Below are 21,596 nucleotides of genomic sequence, written 5' to 3'. Positions count from 1 at the left end.
TTCCGGAGTCAGCTGGTGCAGCGGCGTCGGTGGATGTTCCGGAGTCAACTGGTGCAGCGGCGTCGGTGGATGTTCTGGAGTCAGCTGAGTCAGTGGCGTCGGTGGATGTTCCGGAGTCAGCTGGTGCAGCGGCGTCGGCGGATGTTCAGGAATCAGCTGAGTCAGTGGCGTTGGCGGATGTTCAGGAATTAGCTGAGTCAGTGGCGTCGGTGGACGTTCCGGAGTCAGCTGGTGCAGCGGCGTCGGTGGATGTTCCGGCACCAGCTCAGTGATTGAAACCGTATGCGTGTCGGGAATGAGCTCGCTAAGTGGGGTTGTATTTGTCGCAGGGGTTAGACTGGTAAACGCAACAGTGTGCGTCGTTGCAACGAGTGCGGCTGCCGAAATGCTTTCCGTTGCTATCGAGTTATGAGCGTTATTTTCTGAATATTGAGTGTCATGAACGGGAGAACGGAATGTGTCAAAATGGGCAATGTCTGGAGCGGCTGAATTTAATCCTGCTGTTGGAAAGCCAGCGGTTGGATCAATTATCTGCCCGGTTAAATCTAACTGAACAAGCGTGTGCCCACCGCCGCCACCTTCAATATCCATCGGGGGTTCATTACCCGCAGCGGTTGCTTCTAAGGTGTGCGTCGGGTCAGCACCATCGGCAATCGCCTGTTGTGCTGATGCAATATCCAGAGCGCTATGCTCTGCTCTATTTACCTCATGTAAACCCTGTTCCGTCCAGTGGCTATCACGCCCCAGATCAAGCGTTTTACCATCAGGTAGAGAGACGCTAACCGCTCCGCTGTCCCCGGTGACAATTTCTTCACCGCTGTAGATCCTGTCACCTTCTTGTAAGAGACGTTGCGAGCCGTCTGCTTCGACTACATAAACCTGACCGATGACCGCGCTAATGACCCCGAGTAAATTACGCAAAGAACCCTCTCTGTATCTCATTGTTATACTCGTCATGCTTCAAGCTGCAGCCTTCCTGCAATTTGAATTATTTAGAGTGCTTTTTATAAATACATAAGCTAACTATAAACTTAATAGCATTATTATTTCACTCGAATAGCACCATAAGTAATTGTCCATTAATGGGCATTATTTTTGGTATGTATTTATAATTATAGGAGTGAAATAGCTAATGGTGTTGTTGTCCAAAATATGGCTGAGCGCTAAATATAATCAAAAGGCTGCGGGAATGAAACGTGATTCGGCAAAATATTTAATTTTGGTTTTGAATGAAAGCTTTAAAATAAAGCAGTCAATAAAAATTAATTTTTACCGTCTAATTTGTTAAGTTGCATTGTGGTTTATGTTAAGAATTTTTGGTGTTTTATTAAGAATGATGCAATGCATCAATCATGAACGCAAAAGTGGCTGGGTTTTATTATCTGCTCGGATAGTAAAGGTAATAACCTGAGAAGGGGGGGCCATTATTCCAGAATTTGAATCAATTCTCCTTTGCAATCACATCGGGAGAGGCGTCCATCACATCACTGCATTATGGATGGACGCTAGCAGGAGCATTAATTTACTGAACAGGAATCTGAAGTAGCACAATAATCAGCTGGACTGCATCATGCTGCGATGTTTCTCAGCCTGCATTTGATGGGTGCCTGACTGGCCATTATTCATCGATTCGTGTGCCACCGCTGCCCGTTCATGCTCATTCATCTGTGAAAATGATTGAGCACTTTTACCGCTCGCCTTATTCATGTTCTGGTTGCCCATCATTTTTTTGTGCATATCCACCATTTGTTGATGAGCGTTTGAATCGCTATTATTCATGCTTCCATGAGCGATCACCGCTTTCTGGTGCTGATCCATATCCATCATTTTGGATTCAGTGCCGTTTATTGCAGAATGCTGTGTTGAAGACATCATCTGGTGTGCCGGTGCCTGTGCATTATTAATCTGGTCATGTACGTTTACGTTTTCCGCAGCCCAGGAATAGGAAGCAAAGGTCATGGTAAAAGCCGTGGCAATAAGAATTTTTTTCATATTTGAATCTCCATTTATAAACTGTAAATGTTCAGAGCGTCTGAATCATCTGTTGATAGAGATTATAAGGTGGGCGTTCTGTTGGGCTCGTGACAGGACAATGACAATGACGTCATCTGGAATTTATTCTATAAAAATGCTGGGTAGTGTAATGAGCATGTTTCCATGCCCATTATATTCAACGTGAGGATACTGGAAGCGAAATAATAAAGCGGGTCGAAACTATATCTGAAGCAATACTAATTTTACCTTTGTGCGCACTCACGATAGATTTCACAATGGCCAGGCCGATGCCGCTACCTTCAATTTTTCTTTGCCTCGAAGGGTCAACACGATAGAACCTGTCGAACAGCATCGGTAAATGCTCCTCAGGAATCGGGGTGCCCGGGTTTTCAACAATCAAATCGACCCATTCTTGTCGCTCAATGACGCGAACCGTCACCGCCATTTTCTTGGGTGTGTAGCGGATGGCATTGGATAAGAGATTATTAATCACCCGGCGCAACATCAGCGGATCGCCTTCAACTCTGGAATGGTTTCCTTCAAATTTTAAACTGACTTCACGCTCTTCTGCCCAGGCCTCAAAGAACTCGAAAACTTTCGTCGTTTCGTCCCGAAGGTCTATCATTGTCCTTTCAGGAATGAGCTGGTTATTATCGGCCTGAGCGAGGAATAGCATGTCACTGGTCATCTTGGCCATACGGCTATATTCTTCAAGGTTAGAGTAAAGAACATCTTTCAGCTCTTCATCCGTCCTGTCCTGGCTTAATAAGATTTCAGTTTGTGTTACAAGATTGGTAATCGGTGTTCTTATTTCATGTGCAATATCCGCAGAGAAATTAGCCTGGCGGGTAAAGACATCTTCAATTCGTTCGATCATATGGTTGAATGAAATAACCAGTTGTTCAAGTTCTATCGGAACCTGACTTGGGTCAAGCCTGACATCTAAGTTTTCAGAAGAAATGTTTTTTATTTTCATGCTGACATTTCTTAATGGCTGGTGTCCTTTATATACCGCAAATAAAATAATGAGAATGATCATTAAGCTGATGGCTGATGCGATAGAAATAAGATTACGCTTTAGCTGATCAATATAATGCTGGTGAAAATCAATAGAAAATGCGATTAACAATGAGTAACTTACAGGCTTTGTACTTTCAGAGATATTCACAGTTCTTGTGATAATACGATACGCCATATTTTTCATCTCACCATCAGAATGCATATCCGAGCTTTTCATACTGTCAGACCAGATGAAATAATTTCCTGCATCAGATTGTGGGGTGAAATGAACAGAGGGTAATGCGAGAGTGAGATTTGGCCCATCTGGAGAGTGATAAAGAACCTGATTATTTCCATTAAGCAGTAATACCGCGAAGTTATGGTAGGTAGCCATAACATTACCGATGGTTTCTATTTTCTGTTGTTCGGTTTTGTTCGGGTCTTTGAGTATATTTTCCAGCGTCGTGCTGACTTGCTGTAGGTCACTTAAATCTCTCTCAGCGAAGTGTTGTTCAACAGAATGCAACATGACCCAGGTAAAGGCCACGAAGGCGATGATCGTCGAAAGGCTGATAAAGACGGTCAGTCGGGTGGCCAGAGAGAAAGGACGGCGATTGCCATTAATCCTCATCGGGTACCTCAAGAACATAGCCAACGCCGCGCACCGTCTGAATCAACTTAGGTTCAAAATCGTTATCAATTTTGGCACGTAGCCGCTTAACGGCAACATCAATGGCATTGGTATCACTATCAAAATTCATGTCCCAGACCTGTGAAGCGATAAGTGACCGAGGGAGCACTTCGCTCTGGTGGCGGATAAAGAACTCAAGCAGCGTAAATTCCTTACTGGTCAATGTGATGCGTGTTCCGCTGCGACTTACTTTTCTGGATACCAAATCAAGTGTCAAATCTGCAACCTGGAACTGGCTTTCTGCTATCACAGCAGAGCCCCGGCGTAGCAGTGTTCTGACGCGGGCCAGAAGTTCTGCGAAGGCAAAGGGTTTCACCATGTAATCGTCCGCGCCAAGCTCAAGACCTTTGACCCGATGTTCTATGGTGCCAAGGGCGGTCAGCAGCAAAATCGGCATTCCTTTGTTCGCTGCCCGCAGCATTCTCACGATATCCCAGCCGTTAACGTCAGGTAGCATGATATCCAACACAATGAGATCGTAATCGGCCGTCATAGCAAGGTGGTAACCGTTCAGTCCATTGTCCGCAAGGTCAACAACGAAACCCGCTTCTGTCAGCCCCTTGCTGAGGTACTCCCCTGTTTTAACCTCGTCTTCTACGATCAAAAGTTTCACGTACTCTCCTGTACATCTGTGTGGTGCTCTCATTCTAGTGAGCAATGTGACGATATCAACGACTGATCCCTTAAATGACAGCTTTGTCATTATCCTGTCACTCACCCAACAGAGTCACTCCGGTAAGGTGCCTGCAGTAATTATCAGCCTTATTTTACCTGGCAGGACTGGACGAGAAGCGACATGTTCAAATTAAAGCTATTGACTCTTAGCACGTTGTTTATCCTGGCAGGATGTACCTCGCTGGAACCTGATTATCAGCGTCCAGAATCCCCAGTTCCACAGCAATTTTCACTTTCCAGAAACGCGTTGGTTCCGGCAGCGGCTGGTTATCAGGATACGGGCTGGCGAACCTTTTTTGCCGATCCCCAGGCAAAAAACTTGATTGAACAAGGGTTGCAAAACAACCGTGATCTGAGAATGGCGGCATTAAAAGTTCAGGAAGCCAGGGCCAAGTTTAACGTGACGGACGCAGACAGATACCCGCAGCTCAATGCCTCTTCTGAGGTTAACTACAGCGGTGGATTTAAAAATGAAAGCCCTACCACTGAGAAATACGAGGCCGGGCTTGATCTTAGCTATGAACTGGATTTCTTTGGCAAGCTGAAGAATATGAGTGAGGCTGACCGCCAGAACTTCTTTGCCAGTGAAGAAGCACAGCGTACCGTGCATATTCTTCTGGTTTCTAACGTTTCGCAGAGCTATTTCAACCAGCGGCTGGCTTATGAGCAACTGGTTATTGCCAAAGAAACGCTTAAGAATTATGAACAGTCCTATGCCTTTGTTGAGCAGCAACTCATTACCGGCAGTACTAACTTACTGGCGCTAGAACAGGCTCGCGGAGTGATTGAAAGCACGCGAGCGGAAATTGCCAAAAGGGAAGGTGAGCTTGCGCAGGCTAACAATGCGCTTCAGCTAGTGGTCGGTAAATATAACGTATTACCTGATGATAAACGTGCCGCACAAATGGACATTAATCCGGTAAAGCTCCCGGCAAATTTGTCTTCTGATATCCTGCTACAAAGGCCGGATATTATGGAAGCAGAGCATGTGTTAAAAGCCGCTGATGCCAATATTGGTGCAGCCAGAGCTGCCTTCTTCCCTTCAGTTTCGTTAACGGGCAGTATTTCAGGAAGCAGCACAGATCTTTCAAGCCTGTTTAACGGGGCAAGCGGAATGTGGAATTTCATTCCTAAAGTGGAACTGCCCATTTTTAACGCGGGCCGTAATAAAGCCAACCTGACATTGGCGGAAGTCCGCCAGCAGCAATCAATAGTTAGCTATGAGCAAAAAATCCAGACTGCTTTTAGAGAGGTTGCTGATGCACTTTCACTTCGTGCAACTATCAGCCAACAAATTGTGGCTCAGCAACGTTACCTGGACTCACTGCAAATAACGTTGCAGCGCGCACGAGGATTATATTCCAGTGGCGCCGTAAGTTATATCGAAGTCCTTGATGCGGAGCGGTCATTGTTTACCACTCAGCAATCAATACTGGATCTTAATTACTCTCAGCAGGTCAATGAAATTAAGTTATTCACAGCCCTCGGCGGTGGATGGACGGCGTAATTACTTTAGTTTGAAAGACATTTGGAGTTAATAATATGAATCAGCCAGTAAAAATCGCTTTATTAAGTCTTTTCTCTGTTGTTATGGCAGCAGGGGCTCAGGCCAACGAAATGCAGCATGGTGATATGGGCGGCATGAAAATGGCAGTAGAGGCACCTGTCCAGCAGGTAATTAGCGGTAAAGGCGTTGTTAAAGACATTGATATGACGAATAAAAAAATTACTATTGCGCATGAGGCTATCCCCGCAGTGGGCTGGCCGGCAATGACAATGCGATTTACCTTTATGACGCTGGACTCCAGCATCAATGACCTGAAAGTCGGCAGCCAGGTGAACTTTAGCTTTATTCAGCAAGATAACATTTCAATGCTACAGGATATTAAAGCTAATCAATCGTAATTAATTCCTGATGAGTCTTTATTTCTCTGCCATAACTCAGCTTATGGCAGGTTTGGTTGTCTATTTTATAAGACTCCTCCAGGTAAATAAGCTGGTTTTTTATAAATCATCAGTAGGAATAAATATGGCTTCTTTAAAACTAAAATATACTGCAATGATTGCCAGCAGTCTTATCATTGGAGGGGTGATATCCGTCGCTGCCTACCATTATTTTACTTCTGGGCAGAAAATGGAAACTCAACCAACAGAACGAAAGGTTCTGTTTTGGTATGACCCGATGAAACCCGATACCAAATTCGATAAGCCTGGAAAGTCGCCATTTATGGATATGGATCTGGTGCCGAAATATGCCGACGAAGGTGGCAGCGAAAATAGCCAGGGCATTCGAATTGATCCAACACAAATCCAGAACCTGGGGCTAAAGACGGAGAAAGTCCGCTCTGGCCGCCTGACCTATTCCCAGACCATTCCTGCCAATGTCAGTTTCAACGAATATCAATTCGTGATTGTTCAGGCCCGTTCAGAGGGGTTCATTGAAAAAGTTTACCCACTGACTATCGGCGACAAAGTGAAAAAGGGTACGCCGCTAGTCGAGATAACTATCCCTCAATGGGTAGAGGCTCAGAGTGAATATCTTTTGCTGTCGGGTACTGGTGGTTCTGCAACACAGCTAAAAGGTGTGCTTGAGCGTCTTCGCCTTGCTGGCATGTCTGAAGAAGATATCCAGCACTTACGCAGTACACGCAGCATTCAGACCCGTTTCACCATTAAAGCGCCAATCGAGGGTGTGATCACCGCGTTTGATCTGAGAAGCGGCATGAATATATCAAAAGACAAAGTGGTAGCTCAGATTCAAGGGATGGACCCGGTGTGGATTAGCGCTGCGGTACCGGAATCTATCGCTTACTTGCTAAAAGATTCCTCCCAGTTTGAGATTTCCGTTCCGGCTTACCCGGACAAAAAATTCACTATCGAGAAATGGAATACGCTTCCTAGCCTTGATCAAACAACCCGTACATTGCAGGTTCGTCTCCAGGTGGATAACAAAGACGAATTACTCAAACCCGGTATGAATGCCTACCTAAAACTCAATACGCAAAGCCCTGAAATGTTGCTCATTCCTTCTCAGGCCGTCATCGATACCGGAAATGAACAGCATGTCATTACCGTTGATGCCGATGGTCGATTCGTACCTAAAGAAATCAAAGTGCTGCATGAATCAAGACACCAGTCAGGAATTGGCTCGGATCTGAGTGAAGGTGAAGCCGTTGTCGTCAGCGGTCTGTTCCTCATTGACTCTGAAGCGAACATTAGCGGGGCGCTGGATCGTATGCGTCATACGGATAAACCCGCAGAAATGGCCCCAGGCATGACAGGCCTCTCAGCAAATGCGCATTCAGGCCACTGAGGAGACAAAGATGATTGAATGGATTATCAGGCGCTCTGTCGCCAACCGTTTTCTGGTGGTGATGGCCGCACTGTTCCTGAGTATCTGGGGCACCTGGACTATTATCAATACGCCAGTCGATGCCTTACCTGACCTGTCTGATGTACAGGTGATTATTAAAACCAGCTACCCAGGCCAGGCACCACAAATTGTTGAAAACCAGGTCACCTATCCGCTGACGACCACCATGCTCTCAGTCCCTGGTGCGAAAACTGTGCGTGGGTTTTCCCAGTTTGGTGACTCGTATGTGTATGTGATTTTTGAAGATGGCACCGATCTGTATTGGGCCCGCTCGCGCGTAATGGAGTACCTGAATCAGGTTCAGGGTAAGTTGCCTAAGGGTGTCAGCACCTCAATAGGCCCTGACGCGACAGGCGTGGGCTGGATCTTCGAATATGCGCTGGTGGACCACAGCGGTAAGCATGACCTTGCTGAATTACGTTCGCTTCAGGATTGGTTCCTGAAATATGAGCTGAAAACCATTCCCAATGTTGCTGAGGTGGCCTCCGTTGGTGGAGTAGTTAAACAGTACCAAATACTGATTAACCCAATGAAACTGAGCCAATATGGCATTAGCCTGCCAGAGGTTAAACAAGCGCTGGAATCCTCCAACCAGGAAGCGGGTGGTTCATCCGTTGAAATCGCTGAAGCTGAATACATGGTGCGAGCCAGCGGTTATCTACAATCCATTGATGACTTCAATAATATTGTCCTCAAAACGGGGGCGAACGGCGTACCTGTTTACCTAAAAGATGTGGCTCGTGTGCAAATCGGGCCCGAAATGCGTCGTGGTATTGCGGAGCTTAATGGTGAAGGCGAAGTGGCTGGCGGCGTGGTTATTCTGCGTTCCGGCAAAAATGCACGTGAAGTTATCTCTGCGGTGAAGGATAAACTCGAGACTCTGAAAAGCAGCCTGCCGGAAGGCGTGGAAGTGGTCACGACCTACGATCGTAGCCAGTTAATTGACCGCTCGATTGAGAACCTGAGCCATAAACTTCTCGAAGAGTTTATTGTCGTTGCCGTGGTTTGTGCGCTGTTTCTCTGGCACCTGCGTTCTGCTCTGGTGGCCATTATTTCACTGCCGCTTGGGCTGTGTATTGCGTTTATTGTCATGCACTTCCAGGGAATGAATGCCAACATCATGTCGCTGGGGGGGATTGCGATTGCAGTGGGGGCAATGGTGGATGCCGCCATTGTTATGATAGAAAACGCCCACAAGCGGCTTGAGGAATGGGAAAATCATCACCCCGGCGAAAAGATTGATAACGAGACGCGCTGGAAAGTGATTACTGATGCCTCGGTGGAAGTGGGGCCCGCTCTGTTTATCAGCTTGCTGATTATCACGCTGTCATTTATTCCAATCTTTACTCTGGAAGGGCAAGAAGGGCGTCTGTTCGGGCCGCTGGCGTTTACTAAAACCTACGCCATGGCAGGGTCAGCAGCTCTGGCGATCATGGTAATTCCTATCCTGATGGGCTTTTGGATCAGAGGGAAAATCCCTGCGGAAACAAGCAATCCGCTCAACCGCTTTCTGATAAAAATGTACCACCCGTTACTGCTTAAAGTCCTTAAATGGCCCAAGTTAACGCTGGTGGTTGCTGCACTGTCCATCTTTACGGTGATATGGCCGCTCAGTAAGGTCGGCGGTGAGTTTTTACCCAGTATCAACGAAGGTGATTTGCTGTATATGCCTTCAACTTTGCCTGGTGTTTCACCTGCGCAGGCCGCAGCGATGCTGCAAACGACGGATAAACTGATCAAAACCGTACCTGAAGTGGCTTCGGTTTTCGGCAAGACAGGCAAAGCCGAAACGGCAACAGACTCAGCACCGCTGGAAATGGTTGAAACCACTATTCAGTTGAAACCACAGGATCAGTGGCGTCCGGGAATGACGCTGGACAAAATAATTGATGAACTCGATACGACAGTTCGTTTACCTGGGCTTGCTAACCTCTGGGTTCCGCCAATCCGTAACCGTATTGATATGCTCTCTACCGGTATCAAAAGCCCTATTGGAATAAAAGTATCCGGCACAGTGCTGTCTGATATTGATGCCACCGCGCAGAGCATTGAAGAGGTCGCCAAAACGGTTCCTGGCGTTTTCTCTGCCCTGGCAGAGCGTCTGGAAGGAGGGCGGTATATCGATATCGATATTAATCGGGAGAAAGCCGCCAGATATGGCATGACTGTCGGTGATGTCCAGCTCTTCGTCTCCTCTGCGATTGGTGGCGCAACGGTAGGGGAAACCGTCGAAGGTGTCGCTCGATATCCGATCAATATCCGCTACCCTCAGGGGTTCCGCGATGGCCCGGAAGCGTTGAGGCAGTTACCGATACTGACACCGATGAAGCAGCAAATCACTCTGGGTGATGTGGCAAACGTGAAAGTCATTTCTGGCCCAACCATGCTGAAAACAGAGAATGCTCGCCCTGCAAGCTGGATTTACATTGATGCACGTGGCCGTGACATGGTGTCTGTGGTCAATGACCTCAAAGCGGCTATCCATGAAAAGGTCAAACTTAAGCCGGGTACCAGCGTATCGTTCTCCGGACAGTTCGAGTTACTGGAGCATGCGAACAAGAAATTGAAGTTGATGGTACCGATGACCATCATGATTATCTTCGTGCTGCTGTACCTGGCGTTCCGCCGCTTTGATGAAGCGTTATTGATTCTGACGAGCCTGCCGTTTGCGCTGATTGGCGGTATCTGGTTCCTGTACTGGCAGGGCTTCCATATGTCCGTGGCAACAGGGACGGGTTTTATCGCATTGGCAGGGGTTTCCGCAGAGTTTGGCGTCGTCATGCTGATGTATCTACGCCAGGCTATTGAGGCTGACCCTAAACTCACGAACCCGACAACATTCACGCCTGAAGGACTTGATGACGCGCTGTATCATGGGGCTGTGCTGCGCGTTCGCCCGAAAGCGATGACGGTGGCGGTTATTATTGCTGGTCTGTTACCGATTTTGTGGGGAACGGGAGCGGGGTCTGAAGTGATGAGCCGTATTGCCGCGCCGATGATAGGCGGGATGATCACCGCACCGCTGTTGTCGATGCTCATCATCCCGGCAGCCTATAAATTAATTTGGCTGCGTCGACACAAAGCTTAGTGTTGCAGGACTTGCGCTGAGGGACCGCCGTCCCTCACATCACTACAGTAGTAACAATACAGGATACATGAGGGCTGAAATGCCTTCATGTACCATCACGATGTCTTATACCCTGGCGTATTTGGGGTTGCATTGGTTTTCCTCAATGGTGACAGCGTTTGAGATAACACCCATGCTAATGACCTGAAAGGCTACTGGGAGATGAGTTCACTGCATGTTTACGGTAAACAGGTTCAGCATTCTGCTATTTACCGCCACTAAATAACGTTAATAGTATGTAATTTATCCCATTGTGATACCAGGGTAGCCAGGCTATCGACATCCATTTTTTCCATCACTCGGGATCGATGGACCTCGACAGTACGCAAAGACACATTTAATTGATCGGCAATGTCCTTATTCATCCCACCGCGGACAACAAGCTCTGCGACCTGCTTTTCTTTTAGTGTCAGCGAATGATACTTTTTTTGTATCTGCAAAATCGCATTCAGCTGCCGCGAATAGTGATAACCCCTGTCGATGGCTTCAATTAAAGGCTCTTTTGCGACTGGTTTTTGTAAGAAGTCTACCGCCCCCCATTTCATTTCATCGACGGCCATTTGTATATCGCCATGCCCGGTCAGAAATATCACGGCCAATGTGCTGTCGCGATTGCGCATTTCCTGAAATATTTCATGCCCATCGAGTCCAGGCATGCGCATATCCAGAAGCGCCACGCCTTGATAGTGCACGGCCGCTTCGGTAAGGAATATACGGCTGTTATTCCAGCACTGAACGGTGTAACCCAAACCCTCTAATAAAAAACGGCATGAATCGGTTACGGCGGCATCGTCATCGACTAAATGGATCATTTTTTCTCCGTTATGGCTACGCAGGGAAGGTCATCTTAACCAATAAACCCGCTTGCATGTCCGGCGCGTTTCGATTGATGAGCTGTATATCGCCATTCACACTGCGCAGCAATCGCTGGCAGACTACAAGGCCGAGTCCCATGCCATCAGCTCTGGAGCTTCTGAAGGGCTGAAAGACACTCTCTAATTGGTCCGCGGGGATGCCTCCTGCGTTGTCCTGAAGGCAAATATTTACCTGCTCTGAATCGCCCGCGATATCAATCCAAAGTGTCGTTGCGCCAGCCTGCACGGCATTGCTTATTAGGTTGGCCAGCACTTGCTCGAGCAGCACTGGAGGTAGGGTCAGCGTTAAGGTTTTATCCCCGGTGATGTTTAACGCTAATTCAGAGTGCTGCTGCGGCAGGTGCAGCATGACAACGACCCGTTCAAGCGTGCTGATGACATTGATGGTTGACCAGGTAGAGGTTGTTTTGTCTGACCAGCGTCCGCTGGTCGCCCAGTTTCTCAGGTTACTAATGATATTTCCGCCGCGCTGAGCCTGCAGATCGATATTGTTCATGGCTTCGCGTAAAGACTCTTGCTCTTTGGTCTGAGATAAGCGAACCAGACAGCCTTGGGCATATAGACGTATGGCGGAAAGCGGCTGATTTAATTCATGGGCAAATCCTGAAGCCATTTCACCGAGAATACTCATGCGGCGTGCTTGTTCCAGCGCGAGTTGTTGGGCGCGGAGTGTCTCATTGGCTTTTTCCAGCGCCCGGCCTCGCCGGTTAACGAGGATCATCACCCAAATGTAATTCGCCACCGCAAGCAGCAGGACGACAAGAAGCAAACCGAGCATAAATTGATGCTGGACTACCCAGCTTTTGATGCTGAGCCCAAGCCACTGCTGTTCGGGATGCTGGTTAAGATCGCGAAGTAGAGCTTCGACTTCATTTGTGGAGGCTGGGGCTCCCCAGTGCCAGGATTTATCGTCGGTGGAATTCATCAGCGCGCGGGCGACCGCATCAGCAACATCATCCTTCACCCCCGGTAACGCGGCAAAGGACCAGTCAGGATATAACGCGGTACTGGTCAGACAGGGAAGCTGGGAAGGTTTCTGAAGTAACGCTCGAAACGCTGACTTACTGACCAGACCTTCGCTGTCCATATTTTCTAACAAACAAACCGGCACAATAGCGGCCTGAATAACATCTTCTCGCAGAAGATAAAGTAGAGCGTCCGCCGGGAAACCGGTGAAACGCACCTGGAAATCTTTTTCAGGGCGTAATCCCGAGTCGCGCAATGCTTTGTACCCCAGCAGATAACCCCCAAAGGCATTGGGATCCACCGCGCCAACCGTTGCGCCAATCAGGTCGTGGGGCGTTGTTATCTTGCTGTCGGTTCTTACCAGGATGGCGCTGCCGGTGGTGTTGTTCGTACTGCCCGCGGATTGAGTGGAACGTAGAGAGGCCAGCCAGCGTAAATGGTAATGACTGTTTAATTGCACGAACTGGGCAGGGTTGGTCAGTACAAACTGGATATCTTCTTTGTTCACCGCCGCGCGCATGCCGTCAAGATTGAGCGGGACTAGCCGGAAGTGCGCACCTGGCACAGAACCATTTAGCGTATCAATCAGAGACTGCCATTGCTTTATGGTCACCGAGTCACCGCGCATGGCCAGCACACCAATTGCCCATTCCGCAGCCTGAACTCCCTGAGAGAGCAACAGGCATAGCACCAGCAGTATTATTTTTGACATGAATTATCCATTTCAACTGCCTGCCAATTGTTTTAGATCAAGCCAAGTCTGGATATGTGGTTAACCACAATAGAGACCGACCTGAAAGAATTTTTACACTGTAAATCATAGCTTTTGCATATGCATCGCTATGTGTCATTTTTCTTTTCACCGCGAGCGGAGCGGAGGTCACGATGGACATCAGTAAGCGTCAATTTTTACAGCAATTAGGAGTAGTGACGGCGGGCGCCTCTCTGATTCCGATGGCCCAGGCGGGTATTTCATTATCACCGCAGCGGCGGGAAGGGTCGGATAAGCATCGCTATGCGATGCTGATTGATTTACGGCGCTGCATAGGTTGCCAGTCCTGCACTGTGAGCTGCGCGATAGAAAACCAATCGCCGCAAGGCTCATTTCGCACTAACGTCAATCAGTACCAGGTCAAACTAGAAGGTCGCGAAGAAGTCACCAACGTCCTGCTACCACGGTTATGCAATCACTGTGATGAGCCACCGTGCGTACCGGTTTGCCCGGTTCAGGCGACGTTCCAGCGTAAAGACGGGATTGTGGTTATCGATAATACACGTTGCGTTGGCTGCGCCTACTGCGTTCAGGCCTGTCCTTACGATGCCCGGTTTATTAACCACAGCACACAAACGGCGGATAAATGCACGTTCTGCGCCCATCGGCTCGAAGCAGGCTTGCTGCCTGCCTGCGTGGAATCCTGCGTGGGTGGTGCCAGAGTCATTGGCGATATGAAAGACTCGCAAAGCACCCTCAGCAAAATGCTGGCGCAACACCGTCATGAAATAAAAGTGCTGAAACCTGAAAATAACACTCAACCCCACGTTTTCTATCTTGGCCTGGATGACGCCTTCGTTGCACCGCTTCAAGGGCGCGCACAGCCATCTCTTTGGCAGGAGGTAGGAGAATGTCACGCTTAGTCATTGAAGAGCTTCTGGCTCAGCCGCAAGCCATCACTTGGCTGCCATGGGCCGTGCAGTATTTTTTCTTTATCGGCATCGCCTCGTGCGCCACGTTATTTGCCTGCGTTGCGCACTGGATGGGTAAAGCGAACGGTAATGTTGAGCGTGTTTGTTTGTTCATCGCCCTGACTTGCGCCATTACCGCTCCGCTTGCTTTAACTGCTGATCTTCACCAGACCGCTCGTTTCTGGCACTTCTATGCCTGGCCGACTCCATGGTCATGGATGCCGTGGGGAGCGTTGTTTTTACCTGTTTTTATGGTCCTGCTGGGGTTGTGGTTCTGCGCATTCCACCTAAAAGCGTTAACTGGCCGTACATTCTCTCTGACTCGCTGGCTGGCTTTTGGTGCGGCACTTACTGCAATCGGCCTGCTGTTATATACCGGCCGCGAAGTGTCGGTGGTCCGCGCCAGGCCGCTGTGGTTTAGCTACTGGTTCCCGGTAGCGATGTTGGTCAGCGCGATGCAAACCTTGATTGCATTATTGATCCTCGTGATGAGAAAACAGCAGCGCACCGTCAGGCTTCTGGCCTATGGGCATCTCTTCACGTTATTGCTGCTGGGTGCAATTCTGTGCGCCTGGTATTTTGGCGATACGCTATCAGGGCAGGCGTTGCGTCAATGGTGGCAGATGAGCGACGAGGCGCGTCTTTACATCACGCTCTTTATTGGTTTGTGGGTTATTTCTTTTGGTGGCGCGCTATATGTGAGCCGTTATCCGATGCCGCTTGCCGCGACCCTCTTGCTGACGCTAAGCGCCATGGGGTCTTGCTGGGTGCTGCGCTGGGCAATTCTTATCGGTGGGCAAACCATCCCCAAATACAACGCGTTGATTAATCCTTATCACCTTCCTTATGGCACAGATGGCCTGCTGGCGATTACCGGTACGTTCGGTTTGTGGTTTGCGCTCATTATTACCCTTCGTGAAGGCCTTAACTGGCTCACCAGGAGATTACAACATGGCTAAATTATCCCGTCGGCAATGGTTAAAAATCGGTGTCGCAGCAGGCGGTTTTGCAGCTTTTGGCTTGAGTTATCGCGAGATTGCCAAGCGTGCGGTTGATGGGCTGGTGGATGGCACTTCGGGTAAGGTGACGCGCGATAGGATTTATGGCAACTCGCTGGTTCCTGAAGGCCGCGCGCAGGTTCAATGGAAAAGCAATCCCGATCAGGTGGTCTCGATGACGCAATGTTTTGGTTGCTGGACACAGTGTGGCATTCGGGTACGGGTAGATAGGGAATCCAATAAAGTCTTACGCATAGCGGGTAATCCCTGGCACCCGCTTTCTCAGGAGCATCAATTTGATACCGGCATGCCATTTGCCGAAGCGCTGGAAAAACTGTCTGGCGAAAGTGGGTTAGAGTCTCGTTCAACAGCCTGTGCTCGCGGTGCGACCATGATGGAAAGCCTCTATAGTCCGCACCGTATTATTTCGCCCATGAAGCGGGTAGGGAAACGTGGTGAGGGAAAATGGCAAAGCATCAGCTTTGAACAGCTCATTGAGGAGGTAGTTGAAGGGGGCGATTTATTCGGTGAGGGCCACGTTGAGGGACTACGCAGCATCCGCGACCTTGCCACGCCAATCGACCCGCATCATCCCTCTTATGGCCCTAAGGCAAATCAGTTACTGGTCACCAATACCAGCGATGAAGGTCGCGATAGCTTTTTACGCCGCTTTGCGCAAAACAGCTTCGGTTCGAAGAATTTTGGCGCGCATGGCGCTTATTGCGGCCTGGCATGGCGTGCCGGTTCTGGCGCAACACTTGGTGATCTTGATAAGAACCCACACGTTAAACCCGACTGGGAGCATGTCGAATTTGCTCTCTTCATGGGTACGTCCCCTGCACAGTCGGGTAACCCTTTTAAACGTCAGGCTCGTCAGCTAGCCAGCGCTCGCGTACGTGATGCATTTAACTACGTGGTTGTCTCGCCTGCGCTGCCTTTAACCACGGTAATGGCAGACGATCGAGGGCATTGGCTTCCTGTTCTGCCAGGAAGTGATTCGGCGCTGGCAATGGCGATGATTCGCTGGATTATCGAAAACCAGCGCTACCAGGCGGAATATCTCAGCATTCCAGGCCAGGAAGCGATGCTACGTAGCGATGAGAAAAGCTGGACCAATGCGAGTTGGCTTGTGATAACCAATGATGACCACCCGCTGGCGGGCAAGCATTTGAGCAAGGTACATCTTTGGGGGGCACAAGGGGATAACGACGAACCGCTGGTGGTGAATTTGTCGGGTGAAATTGTGCCCGTTAGTCAGTGTGAGCGCGCAGCGCTTCAGGTGAATCAACAGGTCACGCTTAATGACGGCACTACGGTAAACGTGAAAAGTAGTTTCCAGTGCCTGAAAGAATCGGCGGAAAAGTTAACTTATGCGCAGTACAGCGAACAGTGCGGTGTTCCGGAAGATAAAATTATCGCGTTGGCAAAAGCGTTAACGTCTTATGGTCGTAAAGCTGCCGTGATTTCCCATGGCGGCATGATGTCTGGCAACGGATTCTATAACGCCTGGTCAGTGATGATGCTCAACGTGCTATTGGGCAATCTGAGCTTGAAAGGTGGGGTTTTTGTGGGTGGTGGGAAATTTAATGGTGTCACTGAAGGTCCTTGCTACAACATGGTTCAGTTCCCGGGAAAAGTCTCACCGAAAGGGTTAAGTATCGCGCGAAGCAAAACCGCTTATGAGACCTCTGACGAATACCGTGAAAAGGTCGCTTCCGGGAAATCTCCGTGGCCGGCCAAAGCGCCCTGGTATCCGTTTGTGGCAGGTCAACTGACAGAATTGCTCCCTTCCGCGCTGGACGGTTATCCCTATCCACTGAAGGCGTGGATCTCGAACATGACCAATCCGATTTACGGCGTGGCGGGCTTGCGAGGCGTAATCGAGGAGCGATTGAAAGACCCGAAACGTCTGCCTTTATTCATTGCCATCGATGCTTTTATGAATGAAACGACGGCGCTCGCCGACTACCTTGTTCCCGATACCCATAACTTTGAAAGCTGGGGGTTCACCGCACCGTGGGGAGGCGTGGCCAGCAAAACCACAACGGCTCGCTGGCCTGTGGTTAGCCCGGCAACGGCAAACACAGCTGAGGGCGAAGCGGTATCCATGGAGGCCTTTTGCATTGCGGTGGCAAAACGAATGCAATTACCTGGTTTTGGGGATGCGGCACTCAGCGATGTGCAGGGAAATACCTATCCGCTCAATCGTGCTGAAGACTATTACCTGCGCATAGCGGCGAATATCGCCTGGGCTGGCAAAACACCGCTGCCCGAGGCTAATGCACAAGATATCTTGCTCTCTGGGGTGGATCGCATTCTGCCGGTGATTAACGATACTCTGAAGAAAGAAGAGGCTTTAAAAGTCGCCTTTATTTACAGCCGGGGCGGGCGATTTGCACCAGAAGCTACGGGGCGAAAAGGGGAGTCCATAGGCGCTGCGTGGACGACGCCTTTGCAAGTCTGGAACAGTGAAGTTGCCGTACATCGACATGCCATGACCGGGGAGCGTTATAGCGGCTGCCCAACCTGGCATCCTCCTCGTTTGTCTGATGGGCGCGCGCTACAAGAAGTTTATCCGGCTTCTTTATGGCCGATGCAGTTGATGTCTTTTAAATCGAATTTGATGAGCAGCTCTTCAACAGTTATCCCGCGGCTTCATCACGTTAAACCCATTAATCTGGTGGCGATTAACCCCGCAGACGGGGAGAAATTCAATATTCACCATGGCGATAGCATTCGGATTACCACTCCTGGCGGCAGCGTTGAGGCGCAAGTGAGCCTGCTTTCAGGCGTGATGCCGGGCGTAATTGCAGTTGAGCACGGTTACGGACACAAAGAGATGGGCGCGCGCCAGCACTGGTTGGATGGTGAACCGATGCCACACCAGGTGCAGATTGCGTCAGGAGTTAACATCAACGATCTGGGGTTTCAGGATCCGACCCGAACTGTTGCGGGGACCTGGCTTGACTGGGTGACCGGTGCTTCCGTGCGCCAGGGATTACCTGCGTCAATGAGCAAAGTGAGTGCTCTGTGATTTAATTCACGATGGCCCCACCGCAGAGTTTTCCACTGCGGTGGGGTATTCACTGAAGGGCTAAATTTTTTCAGCCGTGAAGTATTTACTCAGATCCTGTTACGACACCATGCCACCGCCGGTCACCCAGACCAGATGCGTGGCATTCTTCATTAAGAGTGTTATGCGTTTGCAACTCCAGGTTTGGTATTCATCATGCGGTTAAGCTTGGGAACCATCGCCGCCATAATGATGGCAATCACGAAGGTGGCAATACCGATTTTGCTGAATACGCCGGTGTAAATCGGCAAGGTTTGCAGCGGATCGTTGATACCTTCAGGCACTGCAGTAAAGGTGGCAACATAACCACCCAGCAGGAAAGCGGCAGCCTGAGTCAGGAACCACATCCCGAGAATGAACCCCATTAAATATTGCGGTACCAGGGCGGCAACCATCGCTAACCCCAGGGCGCTTATCATCAGCTCACCCAGACTCTGGAACAGATAAACCAGCACAATAAACCACGGGGAAGTCAGACCCTGAGCATCGGCAAACCACAGGCCAGCCGCCGCAGCGGTGAGGAAACCCAGAGAACAAAGGAACATGCCGAGAGTGAATTTAGCCGGCATAGTTAAGTCGTTACCTTTGGCTCCGAAACGGGTGTATAGCGAGGCCAGAATCGGGCTTGCGACCACCACCCAGAACGGGTTTAACGCCTGGAAACTGACCGGGTTGATGGCAAATCCAAGTATTTCATGATGCACGTTGTTGATGGCAAAGAAGTTCAGCGAGGTTGGCATCTGCGCATACAGGATATAAAACAGCACCGCTTCTATCATCAGAACAAAGGCCACGTACATACGGTTGCGGTCGCTTTTGTTTTGCTTAAACGCTTCGCGGAAGAAGAAGAAAATGACGATGGCAGACAGCACGATCAGCACGATATTCGCGACTTTTACGTTGTGCATCAGCCATGCGCAAAGGTAAACCATCACCACAGTACCGGCCAGAACCAGCAGTAAATTCTTGACGCTCATTGGCTTGCTGTCAGGTTCCGAACCGATATCGCGCACTATGCCACGGCAGCAGAAATACACCAGCAGAGCGACAACTAAACCAATGCCGCAGAGATTATAGGTGACGGCGTAGCCATATTTGTCGGCAATAATCGGCGCCAGCGACAGCGACAGTAACGAACCAATATTGATCGACATATAAAACAGCGTAAATGCACCGTCTAAGCGCGGATCTTTAGGTGGATAGCATTTCGAAAGCAGGCTGGCAGGGTTGGCTTTGAACAGCCCGTTACCCACGGCAATAGTCCCGAGGGCGATAAAAATCATATCAGGATTATGCAGCGACAGGCCGGTCATGAAATAACCCAGCGCCAGCACAACGGCACCCAGCACCATGGTACGTTTGGTGCCCAGCAGATGGTCACCGACATAGCCACCAATAGAAATCAGCCCGTAGACCAAAGCGGCAAATGCCCCGAAGGTGATGAATGCTTGTTCCTGTGAGAAGCCTAACTCTTTAACGAAGAAAACGGCGAGGATGCCTTGCACCCCGTAATAACCAAAGCGTTCCCAAAGCTCAACAAAGAAAATCATGAAAAACGGTTTGGGTTGCTGCAACAAACCGGTTGGGGCGGGCTTATTCATATTCGTTCGCCTTCGATAATTAATTGAGTGTAGGCGGGCGCAAAGCGCGTTGCCCAAGAAATATTCTTGATGAAATAGAATTTCGCTTTATACGCTTTTGTGATGCTTTAATGCCAGATTTTAATGGTGTGGTAGGTTATTGTATAGATAGATTGCGATCTGGCTAGTTGATCACACTATTTAAAAGTTGCGTGGTGGTTTTTTTATAGGGATATCAAGAGGGAGGGAGTGATGAAATCAAGGGGATTTTCTCCCTCTCCCTTCAGGGAGAGGGTCGGGGGTGAGGGTTAACTTTCATCCACCGAACGAATAACTCGACAGGGATTTCCTGCGGCGACAACACGCGGCGGAATATCCTTCGTAACCACGCTCCCCGCGCCAATCACCGAACCTTCGCCGATAGTGACGCCCGGACACACAATCACACCACCGCCAATCCAGACGTTGTTGCCAATGGTAATCGGCTTGCCACATTCAATACCGGTGGCTCGCTGCTCGGGGTTGGTTGGATGTGCTGCGGTATACAACTGAACGTGCGGCGCCAGCATGACGTTATTGCCGATGGTCACTGGCGCAATATCCAGAATCGTCAGATCAGTATTGGCGTAGAAAGGTTGGCCAATTTTAATGTTGTAACCGTAAGCGCAGAAGAACGGCCCGGCGAACTCGGCCTGTTTATCCGCATTGGGCAGCAGTTCATGAATCAGTTCCCTGCGCACTTGCTGGCGTGACGGTAACTCGTGGTTAAAACGATGGCATAAATCTGTCGCTCGCAGTCGGTCAGCCACCAACTCACTGTCGGATGAATAATAGTTTTCACCATCAATCATCTTCTGTTTCTCACTCTTGCTCATGCACATCGCTCCTTTTAGATTGGCTTTGCCGACAAAATACGCCAGCAGGTTACCCTATTTCTCTGCGTGGGTATCGCGCATTGCTTCCCGTCAGTCGCTGATTGGCCACCGCACATTTGCTGACACAGGTGTAATCCGGGCAGCGAAGCGCAACCCCCATCAGGGTAAAAATAGAGGCGTTGTAGGTATTCCAGATGGTGATTCGGAATTTCTGCTTTGCCTCGAAGTTGCCCGATGCTGTCAGGATGATGCGAACTCTGATCCTACCATCTGGCAAAAGTTAGATTTATTCAACAAAGCCTTGCTACGTTCAAACTATAGGGCCAGGTGATCCACCGGCTGTGTGACTATTTTAAAATAACAAAAAAAGAGAGTTTTTCTATTTTAAGAATAATGTTTGTTTTTTTTAACTGGAATTTAAACGCTAATTTGGTCTTTTATTTTGTGTGTTTTTTATTAAAAAGAATAATATTCTTGTTTTTTCCTAATTAATGGAGTTAAAGAAATGAAAAAACACTTGATGTGAATTAAAAATCTAATATTATTTGCTTTATTGGTCGATAATTCTTATTGTTAGTAACGCGCGAAATTAAATTTAGTTAAATCTGTGGGTAATTAATTAACTCGCTAATAATGGCAGCTGATATTGATGAATTCTTTATTGTTGAGTTCGTCAATACCAGTTG

At 49.0% G+C, this 21,596-nt stretch carries 15 protein-coding genes; 7 read left to right on the top strand and 8 right to left on the bottom strand.

Annotated features, from left to right (window positions below):
* The 4 genes from FH968_RS19235 to FH968_RS19220 all read right to left on the bottom strand — a co-directional run.
* On the bottom strand, positions 1-942 hold a 942-nt coding region (locus FH968_RS19235), incomplete at its 3' end, for a retention module-containing protein (RefSeq protein ID WP_223271344.1).
* A gap of 612 nt (positions 943-1,554) precedes the next feature.
* A complete protein-coding gene (locus FH968_RS19230) occupies positions 1,555-1,992 on the bottom strand; it encodes a copper-binding protein (protein WP_139882356.1) in 438 nt (145 codons plus the stop codon).
* A 178-nt stretch (positions 1,993-2,170) separates the two neighbouring features.
* Positions 2,171-3,625: a Cu(+)/Ag(+) sensor histidine kinase gene (locus tag FH968_RS19225; RefSeq protein ID WP_139882355.1), complete on the bottom strand. Its 1,455-nt coding sequence runs from the start codon at positions 3,623-3,625 to the stop codon at positions 2,171-2,173.
* Positions 3,615-4,298: a copper/silver response regulator transcription factor gene (locus FH968_RS19220; protein WP_139882354.1), complete on the bottom strand. Its 684-nt coding sequence runs from the start codon at positions 4,296-4,298 to the stop codon at positions 3,615-3,617. The genes FH968_RS19225 and FH968_RS19220 overlap by 11 nt, the downstream gene beginning before the upstream one ends.
* Positions 4,299-4,481: 183 nt before the next feature.
* Here FH968_RS19220 and FH968_RS19215 point away from each other — a divergent pair, with 183 nt between their 5' ends.
* The 4 genes from FH968_RS19215 (at position 4,482) to FH968_RS19200 (ending at position 10,821) form a co-directional block, all read left to right on the top strand.
* Positions 4,482-5,867 (top strand): efflux transporter outer membrane subunit, encoded by a 1,386-nt coding sequence (locus tag FH968_RS19215; RefSeq protein ID WP_139882353.1) that lies wholly within the window; start codon positions 4,482-4,484, stop codon positions 5,865-5,867.
* 35 nt (positions 5,868-5,902) lie between these two features.
* Positions 5,903-6,265 carry a cation efflux system protein CusF gene (gene cusF / locus FH968_RS19210; protein WP_139882352.1) on the top strand — a complete coding sequence of 121 codons (363 nt, stop codon included), beginning with the start codon at positions 5,903-5,905 and terminating at the stop codon, positions 6,263-6,265.
* A 124-nt stretch (positions 6,266-6,389) separates the two neighbouring features.
* Positions 6,390-7,673: an efflux RND transporter periplasmic adaptor subunit gene (locus FH968_RS19205; protein ID WP_139882351.1), complete on the top strand. Its 1,284-nt coding sequence runs from the start codon at positions 6,390-6,392 to the stop codon at positions 7,671-7,673.
* Positions 7,674-7,683: 10 nt separating this feature from the next.
* Positions 7,684-10,821, top strand: a complete 3,138-nt coding sequence (locus FH968_RS19200; RefSeq protein WP_139882350.1) for a CusA/CzcA family heavy metal efflux RND transporter — start codon at positions 7,684-7,686, stop codon at positions 10,819-10,821.
* 257 nt (positions 10,822-11,078) lie between these two features.
* Here FH968_RS19200 and ttrR read toward each other — a convergent pair whose 3' ends face one another.
* Together ttrR and ttrS are read right to left on the bottom strand one after the other, a co-directional pair.
* Positions 11,079-11,672: a tetrathionate respiration response regulator TtrR gene (ttrR, locus tag FH968_RS19195; RefSeq protein ID WP_139882349.1), complete on the bottom strand. Its 594-nt coding sequence runs from the start codon at positions 11,670-11,672 to the stop codon at positions 11,079-11,081.
* A gap of 16 nt (positions 11,673-11,688) precedes the next feature.
* The gene (gene ttrS / locus FH968_RS19190; RefSeq protein WP_139882348.1) at positions 11,689-13,413 is read right to left on the bottom strand and encodes a tetrathionate respiration histidine kinase TtrS; all 1,725 of its coding nucleotides are present in this window, start codon (positions 13,411-13,413) and stop codon (positions 11,689-11,691) included.
* Positions 13,414-13,586: 173 nt separating this feature from the next.
* Here ttrS and ttrB point away from each other — a divergent pair, with 173 nt between their 5' ends.
* Genes ttrB through ttrA form a run of 3 tightly spaced genes read left to right on the top strand, consistent with a single transcriptional unit; the run spans position 13,587 to position 18,416 of the window.
* On the top strand, positions 13,587-14,336 hold the full coding sequence (ttrB, locus tag FH968_RS19185; protein WP_139882347.1) for a tetrathionate reductase subunit TtrB: 750 nt from the start codon (positions 13,587-13,589) through the stop codon (positions 14,334-14,336).
* Complete coding sequence (gene ttrC, locus FH968_RS19180; RefSeq protein WP_139882346.1) at positions 14,324-15,343, top strand: tetrathionate reductase subunit TtrC; 1,020 nt, start codon at positions 14,324-14,326, stop codon at positions 15,341-15,343. Before ttrB ends, ttrC begins: the two co-directional genes overlap by 13 nt.
* Positions 15,336-18,416 (top strand): tetrathionate reductase subunit TtrA, encoded by a 3,081-nt coding sequence (gene ttrA, locus FH968_RS19175; RefSeq protein ID WP_139882345.1) that lies wholly within the window; start codon positions 15,336-15,338, stop codon positions 18,414-18,416. Before ttrC ends, ttrA begins: the two co-directional genes overlap by 8 nt.
* Positions 18,417-18,577: 161 nt before the next feature.
* Here the strand turns inward: ttrA and dtpB are convergent, their stop codons facing one another.
* Together dtpB and FH968_RS19165 are read right to left on the bottom strand one after the other, a co-directional pair.
* Positions 18,578-20,056 carry a dipeptide/tripeptide permease DtpB gene (gene dtpB / locus FH968_RS19170; protein ID WP_139882344.1) on the bottom strand — a complete coding sequence of 493 codons (1,479 nt, stop codon included), beginning with the start codon at positions 20,054-20,056 and terminating at the stop codon, positions 18,578-18,580.
* A 287-nt stretch (positions 20,057-20,343) separates the two neighbouring features.
* Entirely contained in the window at positions 20,344-20,910 is a 567-nt protein-coding gene (locus tag FH968_RS19165; protein WP_139882343.1) for a sugar O-acetyltransferase, read from the bottom strand.
* Between the last annotated feature and the right edge of the window lie 686 nt (positions 20,911-21,596).

It is taken from the genome of Buttiauxella sp. B2 (assembly GCF_006376615.1).
GTDB lineage: Bacteria > Pseudomonadota > Gammaproteobacteria > Enterobacterales > Enterobacteriaceae > Buttiauxella.
This window is presented reverse-complemented; position numbering and strand designations above follow the sequence as displayed.

Excerpts from the sequence above, each read along its gene's own strand:
- FH968_RS19165 (WP_139882343.1), bottom strand. The coding sequence starts at position 20,910 with ATGAGCAAGAGTGAGAAACAGAAGATGATTGATGGTGAAAACTATTAT.
- ttrC (WP_139882346.1), top strand. The coding sequence starts at position 14,324 with ATGTCACGCTTAGTCATTGAAGAGCTTCTGGCTCAGCCGCAAGCCATC.
- FH968_RS19200 (WP_139882350.1), top strand. The coding sequence starts at position 7,684 with ATGATTGAATGGATTATCAGGCGCTCTGTCGCCAACCGTTTTCTGGTG.
- ttrR (WP_139882349.1), bottom strand. The coding sequence starts at position 11,672 with ATGATCCATTTAGTCGATGACGATGCCGCCGTAACCGATTCATGCCGT.
- dtpB (WP_139882344.1), bottom strand. The coding sequence starts at position 20,056 with ATGAATAAGCCCGCCCCAACCGGTTTGTTGCAGCAACCCAAACCGTTT.
- FH968_RS19230 (WP_139882356.1), bottom strand. The coding sequence starts at position 1,992 with ATGAAAAAAATTCTTATTGCCACGGCTTTTACCATGACCTTTGCTTCC.
- FH968_RS19225 (WP_139882355.1), bottom strand. The coding sequence starts at position 3,625 with ATGAGGATTAATGGCAATCGCCGTCCTTTCTCTCTGGCCACCCGACTG.
- ttrA (WP_139882345.1), top strand. The coding sequence starts at position 15,336 with ATGGCTAAATTATCCCGTCGGCAATGGTTAAAAATCGGTGTCGCAGCA.
- FH968_RS19215 (WP_139882353.1), top strand. The coding sequence starts at position 4,482 with ATGTTCAAATTAAAGCTATTGACTCTTAGCACGTTGTTTATCCTGGCA.
- ttrB (WP_139882347.1), top strand. The coding sequence starts at position 13,587 with ATGGACATCAGTAAGCGTCAATTTTTACAGCAATTAGGAGTAGTGACG.
- cusF (WP_139882352.1), top strand. The coding sequence starts at position 5,903 with ATGAATCAGCCAGTAAAAATCGCTTTATTAAGTCTTTTCTCTGTTGTT.
- FH968_RS19205 (WP_139882351.1), top strand. The coding sequence starts at position 6,390 with ATGGCTTCTTTAAAACTAAAATATACTGCAATGATTGCCAGCAGTCTT.
- ttrS (WP_139882348.1), bottom strand. The coding sequence starts at position 13,413 with ATGTCAAAAATAATACTGCTGGTGCTATGCCTGTTGCTCTCTCAGGGA.